General features: G+C 57.2%; 24 protein-coding genes and 1 tRNA gene. 19 read left to right on the top strand and 6 right to left on the bottom strand.

Annotated features, from left to right (window positions below):
• Together HF921_RS10450 and fdxA are read right to left on the bottom strand one after the other, a co-directional pair.
• Positions 1-1,632 (bottom strand): ABC transporter ATP-binding protein (locus HF921_RS10450; RefSeq protein ID WP_215893777.1); only part of this gene is annotated, 1,632 nt, incomplete at its 3' end.
• Positions 1,629-1,952, bottom strand: coding sequence for a ferredoxin FdxA (fdxA, locus tag HF921_RS10445; RefSeq protein ID WP_064219539.1), 324 nt, complete (start codon positions 1,950-1,952; stop codon positions 1,629-1,631). The genes fdxA and HF921_RS10450, both read right to left, overlap by 4 nt.
• A 139-nt stretch (positions 1,953-2,091) precedes the next feature.
• Here fdxA and HF921_RS10440 point away from each other — a divergent pair, with 139 nt between their 5' ends.
• On the top strand, positions 2,092-2,769 hold the full coding sequence (locus tag HF921_RS10440) for a peroxiredoxin (protein ID WP_226834465.1): 678 nt from the start codon (positions 2,092-2,094) through the stop codon (positions 2,767-2,769).
• 94 nt (positions 2,770-2,863) lie between these two features.
• Here the strand turns inward: HF921_RS10440 and HF921_RS10435 are convergent, their stop codons facing one another.
• Positions 2,864-3,595 (bottom strand): hypothetical protein, encoded by a 732-nt coding sequence (locus HF921_RS10435; RefSeq protein WP_064219541.1) that lies wholly within the window; start codon positions 3,593-3,595, stop codon positions 2,864-2,866.
• 103 nt (positions 3,596-3,698) lie between these two features.
• Here HF921_RS10435 and HF921_RS10430 point away from each other — a divergent pair, with 103 nt between their 5' ends.
• The 9 genes from HF921_RS10430 to HF921_RS10390 all read left to right on the top strand — a co-directional run bounded on the left by HF921_RS10430 (position 3,699) and on the right by HF921_RS10390 (position 10,453).
• Complete coding sequence (locus tag HF921_RS10430) at positions 3,699-4,559, top strand: PHP domain-containing protein (RefSeq protein ID WP_064219542.1); 861 nt, start codon at positions 3,699-3,701, stop codon at positions 4,557-4,559.
• 104 nt (positions 4,560-4,663) lie between these two features.
• Positions 4,664-5,701, top strand: a complete 1,038-nt coding sequence (locus HF921_RS10425) for an AI-2E family transporter (protein WP_229066062.1) — start codon at positions 4,664-4,666, stop codon at positions 5,699-5,701.
• An 88-nt stretch (positions 5,702-5,789) separates the two neighbouring features.
• A complete protein-coding gene (locus HF921_RS10420) occupies positions 5,790-6,188 on the top strand; it encodes a hypothetical protein (RefSeq protein WP_196762930.1) in 399 nt (132 codons plus the stop codon).
• 53 nt (positions 6,189-6,241) lie between these two features.
• On the top strand, positions 6,242-6,712 hold the full coding sequence (locus HF921_RS10415; protein WP_064219543.1) for a hypothetical protein: 471 nt from the start codon (positions 6,242-6,244) through the stop codon (positions 6,710-6,712).
• Complete coding sequence (rlmB, locus tag HF921_RS10410) at positions 6,705-7,490, top strand: 23S rRNA (guanosine(2251)-2'-O)-methyltransferase RlmB (protein ID WP_064219544.1); 786 nt, start codon at positions 6,705-6,707, stop codon at positions 7,488-7,490. Before HF921_RS10415 ends, rlmB begins: the two co-directional genes overlap by 8 nt.
• A gap of 4 nt (positions 7,491-7,494) precedes the next feature.
• Positions 7,495-8,268: a TatD family hydrolase gene (locus HF921_RS10405; protein WP_215849532.1), complete on the top strand. Its 774-nt coding sequence runs from the start codon at positions 7,495-7,497 to the stop codon at positions 8,266-8,268.
• Positions 8,265-9,023: an MBL fold metallo-hydrolase gene (locus HF921_RS10400; protein ID WP_215849533.1), complete on the top strand. Its 759-nt coding sequence runs from the start codon at positions 8,265-8,267 to the stop codon at positions 9,021-9,023. Before HF921_RS10405 ends, HF921_RS10400 begins: the two co-directional genes overlap by 4 nt.
• A 77-nt stretch (positions 9,024-9,100) precedes the next feature.
• A tRNA-Ala gene (locus HF921_RS10395) sits at positions 9,101-9,176 on the top strand.
• 137 nt (positions 9,177-9,313) lie between these two features.
• Positions 9,314-10,453, top strand: coding sequence for an FIST signal transduction protein (locus tag HF921_RS10390; protein WP_215892688.1), 1,140 nt, complete (start codon positions 9,314-9,316; stop codon positions 10,451-10,453).
• Between the two features lie 51 nt (positions 10,454-10,504).
• Here HF921_RS10390 and HF921_RS10385 read toward each other — a convergent pair whose 3' ends face one another.
• Together HF921_RS10385 and ygfZ are read right to left on the bottom strand one after the other, a co-directional pair.
• Positions 10,505-10,855 (bottom strand): hypothetical protein, encoded by a 351-nt coding sequence (locus HF921_RS10385; RefSeq protein WP_064219548.1) that lies wholly within the window; start codon positions 10,853-10,855, stop codon positions 10,505-10,507.
• A 6-nt stretch (positions 10,856-10,861) separates the two neighbouring features.
• The gene (gene ygfZ, locus HF921_RS10380; protein ID WP_215893776.1) at positions 10,862-11,827 is read right to left on the bottom strand and encodes a CAF17-like 4Fe-4S cluster assembly/insertion protein YgfZ; all 966 of its coding nucleotides are present in this window, start codon (positions 11,825-11,827) and stop codon (positions 10,862-10,864) included.
• On the opposite strand from ygfZ, the gene HF921_RS10375 reads away from it, so the two are divergent.
• Positions 11,811-12,341, top strand: a complete 531-nt coding sequence (locus tag HF921_RS10375; protein ID WP_226834463.1) for a hypothetical protein — start codon at positions 11,811-11,813, stop codon at positions 12,339-12,341. The two genes, ygfZ and HF921_RS10375, sit on opposite strands and share 17 nt — an antisense overlap.
• Here HF921_RS10375 and nadB read toward each other — a convergent pair.
• Entirely contained in the window at positions 12,286-13,875 is a 1,590-nt protein-coding gene (gene nadB, locus HF921_RS10370) for an L-aspartate oxidase (RefSeq protein WP_215892691.1), read from the bottom strand. The two genes, HF921_RS10375 and nadB, sit on opposite strands and share 56 nt — an antisense overlap.
• 123 nt (positions 13,876-13,998) lie before the next feature.
• Here nadB and rpoE point away from each other — a divergent pair, with 123 nt between their 5' ends.
• The 8 genes from rpoE to era form a co-directional block, all read left to right on the top strand.
• On the top strand, positions 13,999-14,625 hold the full coding sequence (rpoE, locus tag HF921_RS10365) for an RNA polymerase sigma factor RpoE (RefSeq protein ID WP_081258100.1): 627 nt from the start codon (positions 13,999-14,001) through the stop codon (positions 14,623-14,625).
• Positions 14,622-15,287, top strand: coding sequence for a sigma-E factor negative regulatory protein (locus HF921_RS10360; protein ID WP_064219551.1), 666 nt, complete (start codon positions 14,622-14,624; stop codon positions 15,285-15,287). Before rpoE ends, HF921_RS10360 begins: the two co-directional genes overlap by 4 nt.
• A 196-nt stretch (positions 15,288-15,483) precedes the next feature.
• Positions 15,484-16,896: a Do family serine endopeptidase gene (locus HF921_RS10355; RefSeq protein WP_226834469.1), complete on the top strand. Its 1,413-nt coding sequence runs from the start codon at positions 15,484-15,486 to the stop codon at positions 16,894-16,896.
• Between the two features lie 107 nt (positions 16,897-17,003).
• Positions 17,004-18,806, top strand: coding sequence for a translation elongation factor 4 (gene lepA, locus HF921_RS10350; RefSeq protein ID WP_215892693.1), 1,803 nt, complete (start codon positions 17,004-17,006; stop codon positions 18,804-18,806).
• 67 nt (positions 18,807-18,873) lie between these two features.
• Positions 18,874-19,665, top strand: coding sequence for a signal peptidase I (gene lepB, locus HF921_RS10345; RefSeq protein ID WP_215892694.1), 792 nt, complete (start codon positions 18,874-18,876; stop codon positions 19,663-19,665).
• 80 nt (positions 19,666-19,745) lie between these two features.
• Complete coding sequence (locus tag HF921_RS10340) at positions 19,746-20,180, top strand: DUF4845 domain-containing protein (protein WP_215892695.1); 435 nt, start codon at positions 19,746-19,748, stop codon at positions 20,178-20,180.
• Between the two features lie 64 nt (positions 20,181-20,244).
• Positions 20,245-20,925, top strand: coding sequence for a ribonuclease III (rnc, locus tag HF921_RS10335; RefSeq protein ID WP_064219696.1), 681 nt, complete (start codon positions 20,245-20,247; stop codon positions 20,923-20,925).
• A partial coding sequence (era, locus tag HF921_RS10330; protein ID WP_215893774.1) for a GTPase Era occupies positions 20,918-21,451 on the top strand: 534 nt, incomplete at its 3' end. The genes rnc and era, both read left to right, overlap by 8 nt.

The following is a 21,451-nucleotide window of genomic DNA, read 5'->3' as shown; positions in this document are numbered from 1 at the left end:
GATCTGGTCAGCGAGGCGGGTGGTGCGCGGGCGGTGCGCCACGATGATGATGGTTTTTCGGCCATGAAGGGCGCTGAGGGTTTCCGCGATGCGTTCTTCACTTTCGCTGTCGAGGTTGCTGGTGGCTTCGTCAAGGACCAGCACCGGGCGATCCAGGTAGAGCGCCCGGGCGATGGCGAGCCGTTGGCGCTGCCCACCGGAAAGATTGCCGCCATTGCCTTTGATCATCGTTTCCAGCCCCCCTATGGGGGCTAAAAAATCCCAGGCGTGCGCTTGCCGCGCGGACGCCTCGGCGCGTTCATGATCGGGTTGCGCATCGGCATAGGCGATATTGCTCAGGGCGGTCCCGGTGAACAGTACCGGCTCTTGGGCGACAAAGCTGAAATAGCCGCGATAGTCGCCGGCGAGGAGATCGCGGATGGACTGTCCGGCTACCGTAATCTCTCCCCCGCTGGGCGGCAACAAGCCGAGTAACACCCGTACCAGGCTGGTTTTGCCGCCGCCACTGGGGCCAACGATGGCCGTCGTCGTGAGCGGGGGGAGCGTGATATGAAGGCCGCGTAAAATCGCTTCGCCCCCCAACTGTAACTTGAGATCGTGGCATTGCCAGGTGCCCCAGGGACGCGGCGTTGGGGAGCGCTGGCTGGCTTCTGCCGGTTGATCCAGCCAGGCGAATAGCCGGTCCGCGGCAGAAAGACCTTGTTGCAGTTGATTGTTGGCCGAGGAGAGCTGGCGCAGGGGCTCATAAATCATCCCCAGCGCCGTCAGAAAGCTGAAAAAGGCCCCCGTCGTCATCCCGCCATTCACCACCTGACTGCCTCCCAGATAGATGATGACCGCAATACCCAGCGCCGCGATCATCTCCATAATCGGAACCGTCGCCTTCTGGATGCGGGCAATCTGCATCATCAGATCGAAGTAGTGACGCGCCTGAATGCTGAAGCGCTTCGCCTCAAAGTCTTCACCACCCTGACTTTTGATCACTTCGGCGCCGCGCAGACTTTGAGAAAACTGCTCCATGATCTGGCCCATCTGCTCTTGTTGACGCTCGCCGCGCTGGCGCAGCTTCTGGCCGAAACGAATCAGGGGATAAAACGCGATGGGCAGGGTGATGAAGCTGATCAGCGCCAGCTTCCAGCTCATGTAAAACACTACCGCCATGAGCGCGAGAATCTGGAAGGTGGAAAGAAAGAAGCGCGCCAGCACCGAAAGGCCCTGCTGTAATAAAGTCAGGTCCAGACTCATTCGCGACAGAGTGCTGCCGTGACTGCTGTCGATGAGGGTGCCGAGGGGCAGGCGCAGGGTATGGGCGAAAAGGCGTTCACGCAGACCGCGCAATACATCTTCTTCGGTGCGCACGAGGGTGATGGCTTGTACGTAATCGGCGCCACCTTTAACGGCGTAGATCATTATGACGCCCAAGGGCAGCCAGATGAGCATGCTGGCGCTGCGGTCGATGAATATCCGGTCAAGGACCGGCTTGATCATATAAGCCACCCCACCGGTGGCTGCGCCAGAAATCACCATGAAGAGCATAGCGAGGAATATGCGGCCCCGGTACGCGCTGATCAGGCCGAGGAGCCGGCGAAAGCTGGGAGAACGCAACGCGGCGGGCGCGTCAGCGTCACTCACTCTTCGAGCAGACCCCGTTTATCTTTTACTTCCAGCCAGGCGTCAGCATCTTCGGGCGCCGCTTTCTTGTGAATAATGGCCGGCCAGATCTTGGCGAGGCGGGCGTTGATTTCCTCAAATTCTTCCTGACCCGCGGGCAGGTCATCATCGCGGAAAATGGCACCGGCAGGACATTCTGGCTCGCAGAGCGTGCAGTCTATGCACTCATCCGGATCAATGACCAGAAAATTAGGCCCTTCGCGGAAACAGTCCACTGGGCAGACATCCACACAGTCTGTGTATTTGCATTTGATACAAGATTCAGTCACCACGTATGTCATGGGGGCCGGGCTCCTCACATTTTAGTCAAAGGGTTACGGGGTTACGGCCGGAATCATCCGGCGGGCTGGGCGCCTATTCTAGCCTAAGGCGGGCGTGCTGCCCACAGGGGGCTTGCATGCGTCCGAATCGATCAGATGTTTGGCGAAATCAGGAAAAGTTCGCTATAGTAAAAATCTGGACTTTATCCCGTTAGCTCAACAAAGGAGAATTACGATGGCTGTATTAGTAGGCAAAGCTGCTCCAGATTTCGTGGCCCCCGCAGTCATGGCTGATAATGGCATCAACGAGAATTTTCAACTTTCTCAGTATATTAAAGGGAAGTATGCGGTTCTGTTCTTTTACCCGCTCGACTTTACCTTCGTATGTCCGTCTGAAATTCTCGCCTTTAATAATCGCCTGAATGATTTCAAGTCCCGCAATACTGAGGTCATCGCCTGTAGCGTGGACTCCCAGTTCACCCATCTGGCCTGGAAGAACACGCCGGAAGAGAAGGGCGGCATTGGTCACATCAAACTCCCTATGGTGGCGGATCTCTCTAAGAGCATCGCACGCAATTATGACGTTCTGCTCAATGATGAAGTGGCGCTGCGCGGCTCTTTCCTGATCGATCGCGAAGGCGTGGTGCGGCACGAGGTAATCAACGATTTACCCTTGGGCCGCAACATTGACGAAATGCTCCGTATGGTGGACGCATTGCAATTCTCTGAAGAACACGGAGAGGTTTGCCCGGCACAGTGGGAGAAGGGCAAAGCCGGTATGAAGCCAACCAGTGAGGGAGTTGCCGACTTTCTGGCGCATCACGGCAAAGAACTCTGAGCACAGCGCCCATCGTAGGAGCCTGCGTGGGTGATATAGATATATAGATATTAATGGCCGGGGCTGACCGATGTCCTGGCCATTATATGGCGACTTAGTGCAGACGCAGACTTCGTCCGGCACCTTCTGCCGCTTCCTCCATGACTGCCCTCACCTCATCCGGAAAATCACCCTGAGCCACCTGCTGGCGTCCTTCCTGAAAGAAAAGCGCCGCGTCGACAGGCAAGTGACGGAGGAGTGCCGCAAAAGCGCTGCGCATTTCTGCAGGGTCCTGGGCACGGGTTGCCGTGATGCCCCAGTTCAGCAGCAGAATACGCCAGGGACGGCGCGGGTCGGCGCCATCCAGGTCGGTGGCGTAGTCTGCGGATGCGGCTTCTTTCACTTGGCCCATCAATTGGGCCAGGGAACGCAGTTCGTCGGTCTCAACGCGACTATTGGCCAGAATGGCCAGACCGTTGACGATAGGCTCCAGCGTGTGGATGGCGCCGTGTTGATTACATACCCATGCAGCGATACTGACGGTGATCATTTCCAGGGCGGTTTTCGCCTGACGCTCCCCGAGGCGGTCAGCCCAGGTAGCGAGATCCATCAGTAGGCCGATGGTCAGATCGCCGATACGCTCCGGCTCGTCGTCGGGCAGTGCGGGGTCCCAGGACGCAACTTCTGTTGCCAGCAGCGTGAAAAGCTGGCGTAGGGCGTCCACAATCATTGGCGGGGTGATCTGCTCTCCGGTGGCAATGCCGCTCTCGGCAAAGGCACTGAGGATGGGGTTGGCGTATTGTTCAAAGCGCTTCTGTGCGCCTGGGATGTCCAGGATAAGAGCCACTGCTGCCTCCGATATGCCCGATGAAGTCGAGCGTGTTATGCTAACATGGAATGGTGTCGGGTTCCGCAGCAAGCGGTATCCTCTTTATTCAGGAATTTTCCCTATGTCGCACCAATACCCCGTTTCTCTTATTGATTTGCATATGCACTCGCTGGCCTCCGATGGCACCATGACGCCCACCGATCTGGTGCGGCGGGTGCATGCGGCTGGGGTGCGCGTCATGGCGCTGACTGACCATGACAACACCGCGGGGCTTGAGGAGGCCCGTGTGCAGGCGACGGCACTGGATATTCAGCTGGTCCCGGGCGTTGAAGTCTCCAGCGAATGGAACACCCAAGGCATCCATATTGTCGGCCTTTTTATAGACCCAGAGAATAACATTCTACAGGGCGGTTTGAGTCGGATTATGGCCTTCCGCGATTGGCGCGCCTTAGAAATCGGGCGTCTATTAGAAGATGCCGGTATTTCTGACGCAGAAGCCGGAGCGCGAGCGATGGCGGGTAGCCGCATGGTGGGGCGTAGCCATTTTGCGCGCTGGCTGGTGCGTGAGGGACATTGCGCAGACACGAACGAGGCCTTTGGCAAATATCTTGGGCGCGGTTGTAAAGCCTACGTGCCCAGCGACTGGATTTCCATGCCCGAAGCGATTGGCTGGATCAACGCGGCAGGTGGATCCGCCGTTCTGGCCCACCCCGGTCGCTACAAGCTCAGCGGTACCCGGCTGCGTGCTTTGCTCACCGAGTTCCGGGAGGCCGGAGGCATCGGCCTTGAGGTCTGCTCCGGCAGCCAGGCGGCGGGAGATCGCGAGCATCTGGGGTGTCTCGCCAGGCAACTGGGTATGGCGGGTTCGGTCGGTTCCGACTTTCATGGCCCGAATTTTGGTCACACGGCCATCGGCCATCTGCCACCGCTGCCCGACGGTGTCGAACCGGTCTGGGACCGCGCCGGTATTCATCTTCACTGACTGATCAATCTTGCCGGTTTTTCTGACGCTTATGCGCATTCTCATCGGCGCGGCACTATGGTAGTTTTGCACTCCATCGTGGAGTGCGCATTAGGGGAACAGGAGTGCAAAAAAGCCAAGAGCCATCAGGCTATGCTAACTGGGGCATGTTCGTGTTGCTGCTGGTTTACGCTGGCGCCGCATACACCCTCAGCCCATTTGCCGGCCCCTTGCTGATGGGGGCGGTGCTGACCACAGTGGGCTGGCCTTGGCAGTTGCGCCTGGAGCGGGGTTTTCATCTCCCACGCTGGCTGGGCTCGCTTATACACGCCCTGGCGTGGGTCGCGATTATCATTATTCCTGCGGTCATTATCGTTGATTCTGTACTGCCCCAGGTGGCACTACTCATCTTCCGCTGGCAGTCAGGTGGTCCGCTCGTCGAGGTGCCACCCGAGGTGCTGCAGATTCCCTATGTTGGTCACTGGTTGCTCAGCCATTTGCACGGGCTGAACGGTGCTTATCTCTCTGCCCTGCTCAGTGCGCATTCCAGCCTCATCACCAATTCTTTGGGTCAGCTCTGGATATTCACGTTGCATACGTTTTTTGCCGCACTGACCGTGTTTGCACTGGCTCTGCATGGCGAGCGTCTCACGGAGGCATTGTACCTGGGGGCTACACAATTCTGGGGCCGTGATCGTGGCGATCGATATTTGGCCGCCTGCCGGGATGCGGCGCGTTCGGTACTGATCGGTCTCATTGGTGTGGGTGTGGTAGAGGGCATGTTTATCGGTATCGCTTACGCTGTAGCGGGACTAAGCATGTGGCCACTTTGGTTGGTTGCTACCGCATTGATATCGCCAATTCCTTTTGGTGCCACGGCCGTAGTCGGCGCCGCCACCCTCTGGCTCACTTTTACGGGGCATTGGATCGCTGGTCTGCTCGTTCTCGCCTGGGGGCTTATCGTCATCACCGTGGCGGATCTGGTGGTGCGCCCACTACTCACCGGATCGCAGACGCAGGCTCCCTTCTTTCTGGTGTTCTTTAGTATTCTTGGTGGCGCGGAAGCCTTCGGCTTGATCGGCCTGATTATCGGACCTATTCTGGTGTTGTTGGCGCGCGGGGTATGGCGTGCCTGGGAGCGGCGTATTCGCTTGCAGGAGTAGTTGCGCAGATCACCGTGGTTGTGGAACTGCGCAGGCTTTCCGCCCATCTAATCAATGGGTATTATCTTTACGAAATCAGGAGCGCATCATGGACTACTCAATGTTGGATCAACAATATAATCAGTTGCAGCAGCAGACCCAGAACAACCTGCAGACCTTGCAGCAGGTCGCTGGACGGGTGAACGCCATGGCACCGGATAAAATGACCGGACGCGAAATCAGTATGGAATTGCGCAGCTTGGCCATGAACCTGCAACAACAGCAGCAGAATGTGGGAATGATGCTGCAGCAGATGGCCCAGCGTATCCAGCAGTTGGAAATGCAGACGCAAGGGATGGGGCAGCAGCAGCGTCCCTGGAATGCGCCCATGCAGGGACAGCCGGGTATGGGCAGCGGGTTCCTGGGTAATGTCATGACCGGTTTGGGCCTGGGTGCGGGTTTCGCGGTGGCGGATAATATCGTTGACGATATTTTCGACAGCTTTTGACCCGATATGATAATTGCGCCTTTTGACGGTTCCTTGCGAGTGGCGTTCAGTTCATGATGTTACCGTTATCGGCGTATCTGGATCTGGAGTCGCGCGTTTTTGTCTGGGCTGCAAGACAGGGATGGCAGTTGCAGCGTACCGGCCCATTGCGGCGGGGTGAATGGCCGTTACCGCGCCTGGAGTTTCTCCGCGAAGGCGTGTTAACGCCCGGCGAGTGGGATGTCGCGCTGGCTGCTGCCAGCCCCCTGTTTGTGGGGTCTGTTTCCGGGCAGCGGGAGGCATGGAGTCAGGACGGTATCGGGGTAAAATTTTATCAGGCCCCGACCGAGTTCCTGGGCTTCGCACAGATCGCCCATACGGGGCCGGTCGGGTTTGTCGCGGCGTGCCGCAGGCTGCCCGGTTGGGACCAGGCCCCGGCGCCTGACGAGGCCACCGCTTTCGCTCGCGTCGGCCTGCCTTGTGTGCGGCCCTCCCAGCGCAATTCTGAAGTTTTCACGATGTTGGCGGGAGTGCCGGGTGACTGAAGAATCCCTCTATGGTATCCATGCGGTCAGCGCCGCACTGGATTCGCAAGAATTGCTGGAACTCTGGGTGGCGATTGAGCGAAGGACCGATGACCGTGTCGCGCCGTTACTGCAAAAGGCCGCAGAACAGCATTTGCCAGTGAATGAATGGCGGAGTACGGCATTGGGGCGACGACTGAACACCGACAAGCACCAGGGCGTTGGCGGCTTGCTGCGCGACTTTCCCGAGCAAGACTTCGAGACGATTCTGGCGCAATTGGCAGGTCGCGGCTTCCTGCTGGTGCTGGATGGTGTGCTTGATCCTCATAATCTCGGTGCCTGTCTGCGCAGTGCGGAAGCGGCGGGGGTCGATGCGGTGATTCTGCCCAAGGATAATGCCTGTCCGGTCAATGCCACCGTACGCAAGGCGTCTGCCGGATCGGCGTCACGTGTTCCGGTCTGTACCGTGACTAATCTGTCGCGAACCCTGTCTGCCTTGCAAGAGTCGGGTTTCTGGCTGGTCGGGATGGCGGGGGAGGGTGCTCAGAGCCTTTATACGCTCGACCTGAAGATGCCGCTGGTGATGGTGATGGGTGGTGAGGGAAAAGGTTTGCGCCGCCTTACCCGCGAGCACTGCGATTATCTGGCGCATATTCCCATGATGGGCGCCATCGAAAGTCTGAATGTGTCCGTCGCCACCGGGATTTGCCTTTTTGAGGCAGCCAGGCAGAGGCGGAGTCTATCCCCCGCCCAGCGTGTCGGGCAGGAAAATTGGTCTGAATCCGCCAGAGGGTCATAAACGCATGCTGGTAGATTCCCACTGTCATCTGGATTTCGACGATTTTGACGTCGATCGGGCTGGCATTCTGGCGCGCGCGCATGCGGCCGGGGTGCAAGAAATGCTGATTGCGGCGGTTGTCGAGGCGCACTGGCCGCGGGTGCAGGCCCTGACTGCCGAGTACCCCGGCGTGTGGGCGGCAGCGGGCGTGCATCCCAATGAACCCGCAGCGGAGACCCCGGAATGGGAGCATCTGCTCGCCGCTCTGGCGGTCGACAAGGTGGTGGCCGTCGGCGAGACCGGCCTCGATTATTTCCGCAGTGAAGGAGATCTGTCCTGGCAACGGGAGCGATTTGCCCGGCATATAGCCGCTTCCAAGGCCACGGGAAAGCCGCTGATCGTCCACACCCGTGCGGCGGCGGCAGACACCATCGCTATGCTGCGCAGTGAAGAGGCGGCGGCAGTCGGTGGTGTCATCCATTGCTTCACTGAAAACTGGGGTTTTGCGAAGGCTGCCATGGATATGGGCTTTTATATATCCTTTTCCGGCATTGTGACTTTCAAGAAGTCCGTTGAATTGCAGTCGGTGGCCAAGAAAATGCCGGCGGATCGCCTGCTGGTGGAGACGGATGCGCCCTATCTGGCCCCCGTGCCGCAACGCGGCAAGCGCAACGAGCCGGCTTTTGTCGCTCATGTCGCGGCCTTTCTCGGGGCGTTGCGGGGCGAGACGCTGGAGGATATCGCCGAGCGGACCACGGCGAATTTCCACGCACTGTTTAAACACGCGGTAGCGATATGAAGATCATATTCCTTGGTACGGGGTCCAGTGCCGGCACACCGGCGATTGCCTGCCATTGTCCGGTTTGTTGCAGCGCTGATCCACGCAACCACCGCCTGCGGGCCAGTATTCTGGTGCAGGATGGGGATACTAATCTGTTGGTGGATACCGGTCCGGACCTGCGTCAGCAGATGTTGCGCGCCGATGTGCAGGTGCTGAGTGCCGTGTTGTATACCCATTTTCATGCTGATCATATCAATGGTGTCGATGACCTGCGTGCCTTCAATTTTGCGCAGAAGATCGTGATCCCTTGCCATGCGGATGAGCGCACGGCGATGGAATTGGAAACCCGGTTTCGCTATTGTTTTCTGCCGCCGGACATCACTTGGGCGAAGCCTTCGCTCTCCATGCACCGGATAGCATCGCCGCAGACCTTTGGTGGGGTTGCGGTGACACCAATACCCGTGCTGCACGGTCAACTGCCTATTCTCGGGTATCGTTTTAATGATGCGGCGTATCTTACTGATCTAAAAATCATCCCGGATAGCAGTCTGATGCTGTTGCAAGGACTGAGAGTCCTGATTCTTGATTGTCTGCATTATGCAGAGCACCCCACCCATCTTAATGTGGAAGAGGCTTTGTACTGGGCGCGGCGCATTGGCGCAGAGCGGACCATTTTTACCCACATGACCCATGATCTTGATTATGCGACGTTGGCTGCGGAGTTGCCGGAAACGGTCATCCCCGCCTATGACGGTATGGTCGTGGACCTTTGAGCGCATGCTGCTGATGACCGGATGTATACAAAAAATGTTTGACATCGCTAGCATGAATCCATATATTACGCCGCATCGGGGCCATAGCTCAGCTGGGAGAGCGCTTGAATGGCATTCAAGAGGTCAGCGGTTCGATCCCGCTTGGCTCCACCAAATTAAAAGGCGATTCAGCCTTTTTCTCCCCGACGATTCAAGCGGTCACCATCATTTATTTTCGACAGATGCCGTCTGGATCCTATGTCCGCGCTCGTCATGCGGTTTTTTACAAGAAATGCTCATGAGGCCCTTTTTTGCACAATGAACGGCTTTTTCCCTATGGTCATGCCCGTGATGCGGATTGGCGTACGGCTTTGTCCTCCACTTTGGAGATGGCGGGTCCGCGGGTGCGAGGCGGTACGCTGGGATTCCTCTACGTCAGCGATAGCTTCGAGTCTGATCTGCCGGAAATTCTGAGCGTCCTGCGAGAAGAAACCGGTGTGCCGCATTGGACGGGCTGTGTGGGGATTGGCATCTGCGCGACTGCTCAGGAATACCTGAATGAACCGGCACTGGCCTTGATGGTGACCGATTTCCCGGAGACGGCGTTCCACCTGTTTGCAGGGCTGGAGCCTTACCAACCCGGCGAGGAGCTGGCAATGGGGGAGGCGGATCATCCGTCGTATTTCGCCATCGTCCACGGTGACTCCCAGACACCGGATTTGCCTGATCTGGTTCGTGATTTTGCCGGAAAGATGAGTAGCGGCTTCATCACCGGCGGGATCAGCAGCAGTCGTGCCAACGGTGCGCAACTTGCCGATAAGGTCGTGCATGGCGGATTGAGTGGAGTGACGTTCAGCGCGAAGATCGCCATCGTTACCCGCCTGACTCAAGGCTGTAGCCCCATCGGTCCAATCCATCAAATTGCCGAAGCCAAGAGCAACGTGATCGCCCGTCTGGATGAACGTCCGGCGCTGGACGTGTTTTATGAAGAGATCGGTGACATTCTCTCCCGGGATTTGCAGCGGGCGGCGGGGTTTATTTTTGTGGCGTTGCCGGTCAAAAACGATGATCGTGGCGACTATGTGGTGCGTAATCTGCTTGGTATTGATATCGATCGCAAGCTGCTGGCAATCGGGGAATATATAGAGACCGGTCAGTCCCTGATGTTCTGCAAGCGGGACGGCAGCACGGCGCGCGAGGATCTGGAGCGGATGCTCACAGAAATTATCCGTCTGGTGGGGGGGAGAGGGATTCGCGGTGGCCTCTATTTCTCTTGTCTTGGGCGCGGTGAAGGTCTGTTCGGACCCGATTCTATGGAATTGCGGATCATTCAGGAGCGCCTGGGCGACTTCCCTCTGGTTGGATTTTTTGCCAATGGCGAAATTTCACATGATAAAATATATGGTTATACGGGGGTACTTACCCTGTTTCTGGATGCGCCAGTCTCCTGAGTCATTAGCCGATCTACAGGCATGGTGAGGCGCTGCCGGTTTTGCGATCGCTCACTGATTTTGATGGTTGCCGGTGAGGCCGGACAGGAGTTTTTGCTCCAAAGCGTTGGCCTGCTCCGCAGTGGATTGGCAAAGCGCGCTGGCAGGATCGCGCGCGCATTTTAACTCGTCAGCCAACATCGCGATGCCGTTTTTTTGTAACTGAGCTTGGCTGTTGCGGCTCTGCGCGGTACTGGCCATCCACGAAACTCCATAAGCGAGTGTGGAAGAGAGTATGGTCGCCATCAGAAGCACCAGTACCGTGCGGGTAAAACCGCGCTCCAGTCCCTGCCCATCCAGATAACGCTTGCCATACCAAGCAAACGCCGGATAACTGACAATGCCTGCCACCAGCCCCCACATTGATGACTATCCCTCTTTGGCGACGTCCAGGGGTAGGGTATAAGGAAGCTTCCCCAAGCTCAAAGGGGTACCATCCGGCGCCCCAGCCATCAGGGCTTCCCCGGTGTTAGCGGCGCGTAAAACCGCCAGCGCGGCAAAGCCATCTTGAGGATCCGGTGCCGTATTAATAACGACGCCAATACTTTGCTCCCCCATGTTGGCACTGAAAATTTCTTCACCTGCTCGCAGTGGCGCCCGGGCCGAGATCCGGTAGGTCTGGTTCTTGAGTTTGCCGAGATAGTGGGAACGCGCGACAATCTCCTGCCCCGGATAGCAGCCCTTCTTGAAATTGATGCCGCCCAATACCTCCAGATTCAGTTCCTGGGGAATAACTTTTTCTGTGGTGGCGTTGCTGATCATGCCGACGCCGGCATGGATGGCTTGCAGTCGCCAATCTTCCGCAGATCCTGCCCGCGCACCAGCCGCTGTCAGTCCTGCGCTGAGTGCTTCCGCACGGGATGCGGGCGAAATGATCAGAAAGGCTTCCGCATTCACCCAGGGCAGACGGGTGATGATCCTATCGTCGTGGACCAACCCGCTGTTGCCGGTTTCCGGCGCCGCAAGCCCGAGGGCATGGCCAAGCAGATCACCAGCACCTCTACCAGAGACAGCGAATAACGCGAATTCTGGTTCCCCCCGCTCAATCTCCAGCTTGGCCATCATCCGGAACTTGCGCAGCCGTTCGATGACTATGTCGGCCATATCGGCGGCCAGACTCAGCCAAAAGCCATCGCGGTCGCGCTGCACGTAAAAATTGGCGATCATGCGCCCTTTAGCCGTACTGTAGCTGCTCCACTGGCCGTGACCACTGGCCAGGGCATGCAGATCGTTAGAGAATTGCCCTTGTAAAAACTTTTCGGCATCCACGCCGTGGGCGTGAATCAGACCCAGTTCCGTACGCAGGGGGGTAAAGGTAATGACGGCTGAAGGCATACGATCGAACTCCCGGTTGCTGAAACAGCATGACCCCAATCATACCCTTATGGATGACAGCGACAAAGTCCTACCGATTCTTTCCTTTGGCGGTGCCCGACGGCAGCGCTGGCTACAGAATGTTCCCTGTGCACTGGCTTTGCTCTGCGCAGGTTTTACGATGGGCCACGATTGGCGCTGGGGTTTGGCGCTGCTCGCCGTGGTGTTGGCATGGGCCGTCTGGCACTGCCTTCTGCGTCGGCGTGCCGGCCAGGCCGTGCCGGAGGCGATCTTGCTCGGTATAGAGAGCGATCTGCGAGTGAAAATGGAGGATGGTAGCGTGGTGTCCGTTCAGCATCGCGCCCGCCCATTTCTGCACCCGCGCCTGGGAATGATCCTCCTACAGGATGACGATGGTCGCCGCCTCGTATTGATCGCCTTCTTCACGGCAGGTGATGATCTGTGGCGGCGTTGGCGGCTCAGATTGCGCCAGGAATGGGACGCAGTATCGGACCCTGCTGATCCCGCTGGCTGATGCTGTCCGCTGCCACACTCCGAAGTTGTGGGTGGTCACTGTTGAAATGACAGCCACGGGATTCTTCGCGTAACAGCGCGGAACGGGTGAGAATTTCCGCGCACTGGCGCAGATTGCGCAGTTCCTGATAAGGCCGCGGTCCGTACAGGTTATCGCCAATGCGCGTGGCCAATTCATGCCAGAGTGCGCTGGCGGACCGCAGGCTTTCATCGTTGCGGATAATACCGGCCGCTTGCCACATGCCTGCCTGCAATGTCTGCCGCAAGACTGCGATGTCTATTTCTGGTGTGGCCGTTGCTGATTGCTCCGTCAAATGTCCGGGCATTTGACGTGGGCAATCGGGCAGGTGCGACTGTCCTTCCAGGTCAACGACGATCGCTGCCGCACCCACCACACATTCCAGTAATGAATTGCTGGCGAGACGATTGGCTCCGTGCAGTCCGGTGGAGCTGACTTCACCCACCGCATAGAGTCCTGGGATAGTGCTGCGTCCCGCCGCGTCTACGACCACACCGCCGCAGGTATAGTGGGCGGCAGGGACTACCGGGATTGGTTCCCGCGTCAGATCATAGCCTTGTGCCCGACAGTACGCGGAAATCGCTGGAAAATGCTGCTGCACCAGAGTGCTGGGCTGTGCGCTGATGTCCAGAGTGACATAGGCGAGGTGACGCCGTCTCATCTCGGCATCAATCGCACGCGCGACAATATCCCGCGGTGCCAGCTCGGCACGGGGGTCATAATGCTCCAGAAAGGCACTGCCGTCCGGCAGGCGCAAAAGCGCTCCCTCACCGCGTAAGGCCTCAGAAAGCAAAAAAGGTGCACTACCTGGTCGGTAGAGCGTAGTGGGGTGAAACTGGACAAACTCCAGATTGGCGATTTCCGCGCCCGCCCGATAGGCGAGTGCGATGCCGTCCCCGGTGGCCACCAGCGGATTACTGGTGTGCAGATACAACTGACCGGCACCGCCACTGGCGAGAATCACCGCCCGTGCCGACCACAACTCCGAACGGTCGCTTCCGGGAGCGAGAACCCAGGCGCCCGCGCAACGACCTCCGCTGAGCCAAAGATCGCTGGCGTAGTGTTCTTCAGCTATCTGTACGGCAGGCTCGGCCAGAGCTCTTCGCAGTAGGGTGCTCTCGATGGCGTGGCCGGTAGTATCGGCGCTGTGTAGTACTCGGCGCGCCTGGTGTCCACCCTCACGGGTGAGATGCCAGTTTCCGTCCGATTGGCGATCAAAAGGCACTCCCCAGGCAATTAATTGATGCGCCGCCTCCGTGCCGTGGCCAATGATTTGCCGGACTGCTTCCGGGTGACATAGTCCGGCACCGGCTCCCAGCGTATCCTCGATGTGTAGGGCAATACTGTCGTGGTCCATATCCATGACCGCGGCGATGCCGCCCTGCGCCCAGTCGCTGGCGGAATCATTCGCCCGTCCTTTGCTCACAATGCCTACTTGCCCGAGGCGGCTAAGCCCCAGGGCGGCGCTGAGTCCGGCGGCGCCGGAACCGATAATGAGAAAGTCGAAAAAAGGCATTTGCTGTCCTGGGAGAGGGGGGTTGGGCGTCAGCGTTGCGTGAATTGGGAGGGGTCATGATACGATGACAGTCTGATAAGGTGAAGAACGGCACCTAAAGAACAAAGGGAAGGAAAAGGCCGAATGGGTAAGATTATGGGACGCAGCACGGCGGGTGGTCAGGAGCATGGCGCACCCAGTGACCTGCTCCTCGTCCAGCGCGTGCAAAAGGGAGAGAAGGGGGCATTTGATCTCCTCGTACGCAAATACCAGCACAAGGTGATTTCCCTGGTCGGACGTTTCGTGCGCACGCCCGAAGAGGCTGAAGATGTGGCCCAGGAAGCTTTTGTCAAAGCCTATCGTGCGCTCGCCAATTTCCGTGGCGATAGCGCTTTCTATACTTGGTTGTACCGCATTGCCGTCAATACGGCAAAAAATCACCTCGTAGCTCAGGGCCGCCAGGTTTCTATTGTGGATGCAGAAACAGAAGATGCGGAACAATTTGCCAGTGCCGATGGACTAAGAGAATATGATACCCCGGAAGGGTTGCTGCTTAGTAAGGAATTGGCAGAACATATCGATACGGCATTGGCAGCGTTGCCGGAGGATTTGCGCACGGCGGTGACCTTGCGGGAGTTTGAAGGCTTGAGTTACGACGAAATCGCTCAGGTCATGGAGTGCCCGGTGGGGACGGTAAGGTCCCGAATTTTTCGAGCGCGTGAATCAATTGCCAAGGTTTTGGCCCCGTTGTTAGAGCAGGAAAAATCATGAACGATGAAACGCAAAAAGAACTGATGGCGTTCATGGAGGGCGAGCTGACAGGTCTGCGCGCCAACCGCTTGGCCATGCGTTTGCAAAGTGAGCGCGGATTACGAGAGGCTTGGGAGTCTCAGTACCGCGTCTCTTTTCTTCTGCAAAATGACCGGAATGGGGTCCAATTAGCGTCGGCCGACTTCGCAGACCGGGTTGCCTGGGCGATTATGAGCGAGCCCAGTATCCTGGCCCCGCAAACCGGGCGACGGCGGGGTGTTTCCTGGAGCTTCTGGATGAAAGCGGGTTCCGTTGCTGCAGTGTTGGTGGTGTCGGTGACTTTGGTGGGCGTCTTTCCGAATAATATCGCATCAGATCAATCGGTTGCCAGAGGTGGATCCGGTCATTACGCTACGACAGCCATGCTGAGAGGCTTTTCGTCCCGCAGTGATGAATTTCATTTACGTCCCGTAGCAGGCTTCACGCCGCGGAGCTCTGGTGCAGATGTGCTTATCCAGAGAGATATACAACGGCTCTGGGTGCCTGGCGGTGGTAATTACCTGGCTCCTTCACAAATTTTTACCGCCTATGACTCAGGTCAGGCCGGTCTGGAGAGCGCGGGCTATACGCCTGCAGCGGGTATCAGCGCAGCTTCCATGGCTTTTCCTGCAGGTAATCCCTAGAATCAGCGTCAGTTACAATACACGTCAGTGCGTATAGTCGAGAGGGGGCCGTGCCTGTTGCTAAGTACAGCAGATACCGAGATGATAGACACGGTAATAAATCGGATGGTTGGGAGGGGGTTTCTTGAAAAATCGTGTGCTGGGTAGACAGCGCCTTGTGGTGGCGCTTTGTGTAGGTTTTGGCCTGAGCATAGGGATGGTGGCGCCTGTTTGGGCGGATGCCGCCGGTACCGGTGGTCAGGCATTGGTGGGTTTACCTGATTTTACGCCCATCGTCAAACAGTATGGACCTGCTGTGGTGAACATCAGCACGACGGAGACCAAGGTGGCGCGCAACACGGGCTCGCCATTCCCACCGAACTCTCCCTTGAATCAGTTTTTCGCTCCCTTCTTTGGTGCGCCGGGGCAACCGGGTGGCCCTCAGGGAGGGCCCGGAGCCGGTCAGAAGTATCAAGTGCAGTCTCTGGGTTCTGGATTTGTCGTCAGTTCCGATGGTTATGTTGTGACGGCGGCGCACGTGGTGAAGGGTGCCCAGAAGATCATCGTCAGTCTCACCAATCATCATCAATACACGGCCCACTTGGTGGGGTTATCGACGCGCATGGACGTTGCTTTGCTTAAAATCGATGCGAAGAATCTGCCAACGGTACAAATTGGTGACTCCGGCAAGCTGGAGGTCGGGCAATGGGTACTGGCGGTAGGATCGCCCTTTGGCTTTGAGAACAGCGTGACCCAGGGTGTGGTCAGCGCGACCTCGCGGCCTTTGCCGGATGACCCCTATATCCCGTTTATTCAAACGGACGTGCCGATAAACCCCGGCAACTCCGGTGGCCCGCTTTTCAACATGCGTGGTCAGGTGATCGGTATCAACGACCAGATTTATACCAGCAGTGGCGGCTACATGGGCTTGTCCTTCTCCATCCCCATTAATGTCGCTATGGATGCTGTCAAGCAGTTAAAGTTACATCAGAAAGTGCATTTTGGCTGGCTCGGAGTCATGATTCAGGACGTCAGCATGGATCTCGCCAGGTCCTTCCACATGAAAGAGCCGGTAGGTGCACTGGTGTCACAGGTGGTACCAGATGGTCCGGCCGCCAAGGCGGGGCTGCGTCCAGGGGATGTCATTGTTTCCTTTGATGGCCAATCCATCTATAACTCAGGTCAGTTGCCGCCGCTGGTGGGTGCATTGCCGGCCGGCTTCAAGGCGAAATTGGGTGTCATCCGTGATGGTAAACCCATGGTCCTCAATATCGTGGTAGAAAGTCTGCCCGGTAATCTGGAGAATGCGGCCGAATCCACTGCGCCGGGTAGACCGGCGCAGAAGGGCGAAGTCAAACGACTGAACGTGCAGGTGGGGCCGCTGACGGCGGAAGCACGTAAGCAACTGAATGTGAATACCGGCGTTCTCGTCCTCGGTGTTGGTGTGGGTCCGGCAGCGGAAGCCGGCATTCGTCCCGGTGATGTGATTTTGCAGGTGGCACAACAGCGGATTACCAATGCCGCCGATTTGCAGAAGCTGGTGGCGGTGTTGCCGGCAGGCCAGCCGATACCGGTGCTGGTGCGGCGCGGTGAGGGGAGTTTTTATCTGGTACTTTCGCTGCCGCATTGATGCAGGCAGTAGCCGCGAGGGGCTGGGTGTTTGTGCACCAGCCCTTTTTGTTATGGTGCCCGGCGCGGCGGTACTGCCCGCCGGACGCCCACGGATTGACAGGTCATATGACTGCACAGCAACATATTCGTAATTTTTCTATTATCGCCCACGTGGATCACGGCAAATCCACGCTCGCGGATCAGTTTATCCGTCTTTGCGGGGCGCTGACCGAGCGGGAGATGTCCAGTCAGGTGCTGGATACCATGGACATCGAACGGGAACGCGGAATCACTATCAAGGCACAGAGTGTACGCTTGCAGTTTCGCGCCGCAGATGGGCAGGAGTACCAATTTAATCTCATTGATACGCCGGGCCATGTGGATTTTTCTTACGAGGTCAGCCGTTCGCTGGCCGCCTGTGAAGGGGCACTGTTGGTCGTGGACGCTTCGCAGGGCGTGGAAGCGCAAAGTGTGGCTAATTGTTATACGGCGCTCGAACATGATCTGGAGATTCTACCCATCCTGAACAAGATTGATTTGCCGGCTGCCGATCCGGAGCGGGTGCGCAAGGAGATCGAAGAAATTGTCGGGCTGCCTGCTGACGATGCCGTGGAGGCCAGTGCCAAAGAGGGCGTCGGTATTCGGGAGATTTTGGAGCGGGTGGTGGAGCGTATCCCGCCGCCCCAAGGCGAGCCGGGCGCGCCGCTACAGGCCCTTATCATCGACTCTTGGTTCGATAATTACCTGGGGACCGTGGTTCTGGTGCGGGTGATGAATGGTTCGGTCCGTCCGGGCCAGCGTATCCTGACGATGGCGGGGCAGAAATCTTATGTGGTCGAAAAGGTCGGTGTTTTCACCCCAAAATCCCTGACTGTTCCGGTGCTGGAGACCGGTGCGGTGGGCTTTGTCATCGCGGGCGTGCGGACCATTGAAGGCGCCCGAGTGGGGGACACGCTGACGGAGCAGGACCGCCCCGCAAGTGCGCCACTGCCGGGTTTTCGCGAGGTGCAGCCGCAGGTGTTCACCGGGCTTTATCCCGTGGACTCGGCGGACTATGAAAATTTTCGCGAGGCGCTGCAGAAATTGCGGCTGAATGATGCGGCATTGCAGTTTGAGCCGGAGACTTCACAAGCCCTGGGCTTTGGTTTCCGTTGCGGATTTTTGGGGCTGTTGCACATGGAAATCGTGCAGGAGCGCCTGGAGCGGGAGTATCAGTTGGAGTTGATCAGCACCGCGCCGACCGTCATCTATCAGGTGATTACCACGGACGGGCAGGTACTGAAGATCTCCAATCCTGCCGATTTGCCGCCCATACAGCAGATTGCGGACATTCAAGAGCCGGTAATTACGGCAAATATTTTGGTGCCGGAAGCTTATCTCGGACCAGTGATCGCGCTCTGCGAAGAGCGGCGCGGTCGGCAGAAAAATATGCAGTTTACGGGTGGGCAGGTTATGCTGCGTTATGAACTGCCCCACAATGAGGTGGTTTTGGATTTTTTTGACCGCCTCAAATCGGTGAGTCGCGGCTATGCCTCCATGGATTATGAATTCGCGCGCTTTGAAAGCGGACCACTGGTGAAAATGGACATTTTGATCAATGGCGAAAAGCTGGATGCGTTGTCCTGGATTGTTCATCGCGATGTGTCCGAGCGGCGGGGCCGGGAATTGGTAACCAGATTGCGTGATCTGATCCCCCGACAGATGTTTGAGGTGGCAATACAAGCAGCAATCGGCGCTCGGGTGATCGCCCGGGAGTCGGTCAAAGCCCTGCGCAAGAATGTGTTGGCCAAGTGTTATGGCGGTGACATTTCCCGTAAGCGTAAATTGCTGGAGAAACAAAAGGAGGGTAAAAAACGCATGAAGCAGATTGGTCATGTGGAGATTCCTCAAGAGGCTTTTCTGGCAATACTGAAAACTGACAAAAGATAAAACGCGCTCCGTGAACTGAATGCGGAAGCTGATTGTGGTAAGGCGCAGAGTGAAGGATAGGTGCTGAATGGATTTTACCCTTGGGTTGTTTCTGGCGGTTGTGCTTTCCGGCCTGATCTGGCTGGTGGATCTCTTGTTTTTGCGAAAGAATCGACCTGCGGAAGCCAGAGAGTCCATAGTTGTCGAGTATGCTCGGAGTTTTTTTCCAGTATTGCTTATTGTTTTCCTGATCCGTGCCTTTCTATTTGAGCCTTTTCAGATACCCTCCGGATCCATGATCCCGACTTTGCGGGTGGGGGACTTTGTGTTGGTCAATAAATTCCAGTGGGGATTGCGGCTACCCTTGATTCATACTCCCATTACCCAGGGCAGTCCGGTAGAGGCGGGTGATGTTATGGTGTTTCGGTATCCCAAGAATCCACATGTCGACTACATCAAGCGGGTTATCGGCCTGCCGGGCGACACGATCGAGGTGAAGGGAAATGCCCTCTATATCAACAATAAACTGGTGCCGCAAAAGTTTATCCGAACCTTTGATTATCGGCCGGAAGGGAAGGGTGCCGAAGGCATGGTGATTCCCACCAAAGAATATGAGCAGGAACTTGGGGGCCACAAGTTCCATATTATCGAATTTGACACACCGGAAGCCCAGATGAATTTTGGCCCTTACAAGGTGCCGCCCCATTCCTATTTCATGATGGGCGATGACCGTGATAATAGTAATGACAGTCGTTTCTGGGGTGTGGTGCCAGAGCGTAATATCGTCGGAAAGGCGATGTTCGTGTGGTTCTCCTGGAATGCCGAGGACTGGGCCATCCGCTGGAAGCAGATTGGTCGTTCTCTGGACGAGGTTTCCTGAGGGTGAGGGTTGCACTTGCAAAATCCTGATTCAGGACTAGTAGTAAATGGATGGATCCATCGGCTTCCGGAGGGTTCGGAATGCGCAAATCGATTGTAGACGACCAGTTCATGAAGAAAATCTTTGGCCAGCGTGTTCAAGGTGCGCGATCCGTAACACCACAGCATTCCGGGGAGGCAGGTATCTCACTCATCGGCGTGATTTTCTGGCTGTTGATCTTGGTACTTGCTGTTGCCTTTGTAGTGAAGGTGATGCCGCTCTACTACGATTATTCGTCCTTGAAAAATATCGTCAGTCATCAGGCGCGGCAGTCTGGGCCGGGGGTGTCCTCATTACAAATTCGCCATGACCTGAATGATCGCCTGAGGGTGGCCATGATCGACATCCCGCAGAAAGACATTCGGATCGAGAGAAATGGTACGGGCCAGACGTCGATCACCGTCAGTTATGACAAGATTGTGCCCTTGATAGCCAATATCAGTCTGCTACTGCATTTTAAAGCCATAGGGCATTAAAAAAGGCTTTTCCGTGTATGATATAGTCCTTTCTTCACATGTTTGGATTACTGAGTCTGCGTTTATGGGTGTCTTAGAAGGGCTGCAAAAATCGGTCGGCTATCATTTTCGTGAGCAGTCCTTGCTATCGCAAGCGCTGACACATCGGAGTGCTGGTGCCCAGCACAATGAACGGCTGGAATTTCTGGGTGATGCCGCGTTGAACTTCGTGGTGGCGGCGAAGCTCTATGCCCGCTTTCCCAAGGTGAGCGAAGGAGACCTGTCGCGGATGCGGGCGCGGCTGGTTCGTGAGGAAACCCTGGCGGATATAGCCGGAAAGATCGCTCTGGCCGATTTTCTGATCCTTGGATCCGGAGAAATACGTAGTGGTGGCGCACGGCGCGATTCCATTCGGGCTGACGCCCTGGAGGCGGTAATTGGCGCGGCCTTTCTTGATGGCGGTTTTTCGGCGGCAGAAGGTATTGTCGCGCAACTGGTTGAACCCCTGATGACCGATCATCTGAGCGATGAAGAGTTGCGTGATCCCAAAACGCGCCTGCAGGAATTCTTGCAGGGGCAGGGACGTCCTCTTCCCATATATGCTTTGGTGGCAGAAAAAGGGCAGGCCCATGAACGACGTTTTGTAGCGCGTTGTAATGTGCCGGGCGCCGAGGCTACCGAAGCTGAGGATGGCAGTCGACGGAAAGCGGAACAACAGGCCGCGGCGCTGATGTTGGCGCAACTGCAGGTGGCCGCGCGTGAATGATGTTACGGATGTCGTTCCTGACGAAGGATATCGCAGCGGGTATGTGGCGCTGCTCGGGCGCCCTAACGTCGGTAAATCTACCCTGCTGAACCATCTGGTTGGGCAAAAAATCAGTATCACCGCACCGCGTCCGCAGACAACGCGTGACCAGATTCTTGGAATACTGACTCGCCCCGACGGACAACTGTTGTTTCTGGATACACCGGGCGTGCATAGTGGTTATCGCAGTCTGAACCGGCATCTGCTGCGGGCTACCCGGGGAGCGTTGGAGTCTGCGGATCTGGGCGTGCTGGTGGTAGAGGCGCTGCTCTGGACCCATGATGATGCGGAGGCCTTGCGCTGGTTGCAGCGGGCCGGCATTCCGCTGGTGGTCGTGGTGAACAAAGTGGATCGGGTGACGGCCAAGACGCGCCTGTTTCCTTATTTGCAGACGTTGGCGGAGCGTGGAAAATTCGCGGCGGTCATACCGCTGTCGGCGCGCAAGGCGGCTGATGTGGAGCGTCTGGCCGATGTGTTGGTGCCCCTG

Origin of the sequence: Acidithiobacillus ferriphilus (assembly GCF_018854775.1) — a bacterium.
GTDB lineage: Bacteria > Pseudomonadota > Gammaproteobacteria > Acidithiobacillales > Acidithiobacillaceae > Acidithiobacillus > Acidithiobacillus ferriphilus.
The sequence above is the reverse complement of the archived record's forward strand: the minus strand, read 5'-3'. Positions and strand labels throughout refer to the sequence as shown.

What these genes read in the sequence shown, in the direction of transcription:
- rpoE (WP_081258100.1), top strand. Translation starts at nt 13,999, where the DNA reads ATGGGTAAGATTATGGGACGCAGCACGGCGGGTGGTCAGGAGCATGGC.
- HF921_RS10430 (WP_064219542.1), top strand. Translation starts at nt 3,699, where the DNA reads ATGTCGCACCAATACCCCGTTTCTCTTATTGATTTGCATATGCACTCG.
- lepB (WP_215892694.1), top strand. Translation starts at nt 18,874, where the DNA reads ATGGATTTTACCCTTGGGTTGTTTCTGGCGGTTGTGCTTTCCGGCCTG.
- HF921_RS10360 (WP_064219551.1), top strand. Translation starts at nt 14,622, where the DNA reads ATGAACGATGAAACGCAAAAAGAACTGATGGCGTTCATGGAGGGCGAG.
- lepA (WP_215892693.1), top strand. Translation starts at nt 17,004, where the DNA reads ATGACTGCACAGCAACATATTCGTAATTTTTCTATTATCGCCCACGTG.
- HF921_RS10355 (WP_226834469.1), top strand. Translation starts at nt 15,484, where the DNA reads ATGGTGGCGCCTGTTTGGGCGGATGCCGCCGGTACCGGTGGTCAGGCA.
- HF921_RS10340 (WP_215892695.1), top strand. Translation starts at nt 19,746, where the DNA reads ATGCGCAAATCGATTGTAGACGACCAGTTCATGAAGAAAATCTTTGGC.
- HF921_RS10415 (WP_064219543.1), top strand. Translation starts at nt 6,242, where the DNA reads ATGATGTTACCGTTATCGGCGTATCTGGATCTGGAGTCGCGCGTTTTT.
- fdxA (WP_064219539.1), bottom strand. Translation starts at nt 1,952, where the DNA reads ATGACATACGTGGTGACTGAATCTTGTATCAAATGCAAATACACAGAC.
- rnc (WP_064219696.1), top strand. Translation starts at nt 20,245, where the DNA reads ATGGGTGTCTTAGAAGGGCTGCAAAAATCGGTCGGCTATCATTTTCGT.
- HF921_RS10420 (WP_196762930.1), top strand. Translation starts at nt 5,790, where the DNA reads ATGGACTACTCAATGTTGGATCAACAATATAATCAGTTGCAGCAGCAG.
- ygfZ (WP_215893776.1), bottom strand. Translation starts at nt 11,827, where the DNA reads ATGCCTTCAGCCGTCATTACCTTTACCCCCCTGCGTACGGAACTGGGT.
- nadB (WP_215892691.1), bottom strand. Translation starts at nt 13,875, where the DNA reads ATGCCTTTTTTCGACTTTCTCATTATCGGTTCCGGCGCCGCCGGACTC.
- HF921_RS10400 (WP_215849533.1), top strand. Translation starts at nt 8,265, where the DNA reads ATGAAGATCATATTCCTTGGTACGGGGTCCAGTGCCGGCACACCGGCG.
- HF921_RS10385 (WP_064219548.1), bottom strand. Translation starts at nt 10,855, where the DNA reads ATGTGGGGGCTGGTGGCAGGCATTGTCAGTTATCCGGCGTTTGCTTGG.
- HF921_RS10375 (WP_226834463.1), top strand. Translation starts at nt 11,811, where the DNA reads ATGACGGCTGAAGGCATACGATCGAACTCCCGGTTGCTGAAACAGCAT.
- HF921_RS10405 (WP_215849532.1), top strand. Translation starts at nt 7,495, where the DNA reads ATGCTGGTAGATTCCCACTGTCATCTGGATTTCGACGATTTTGACGTC.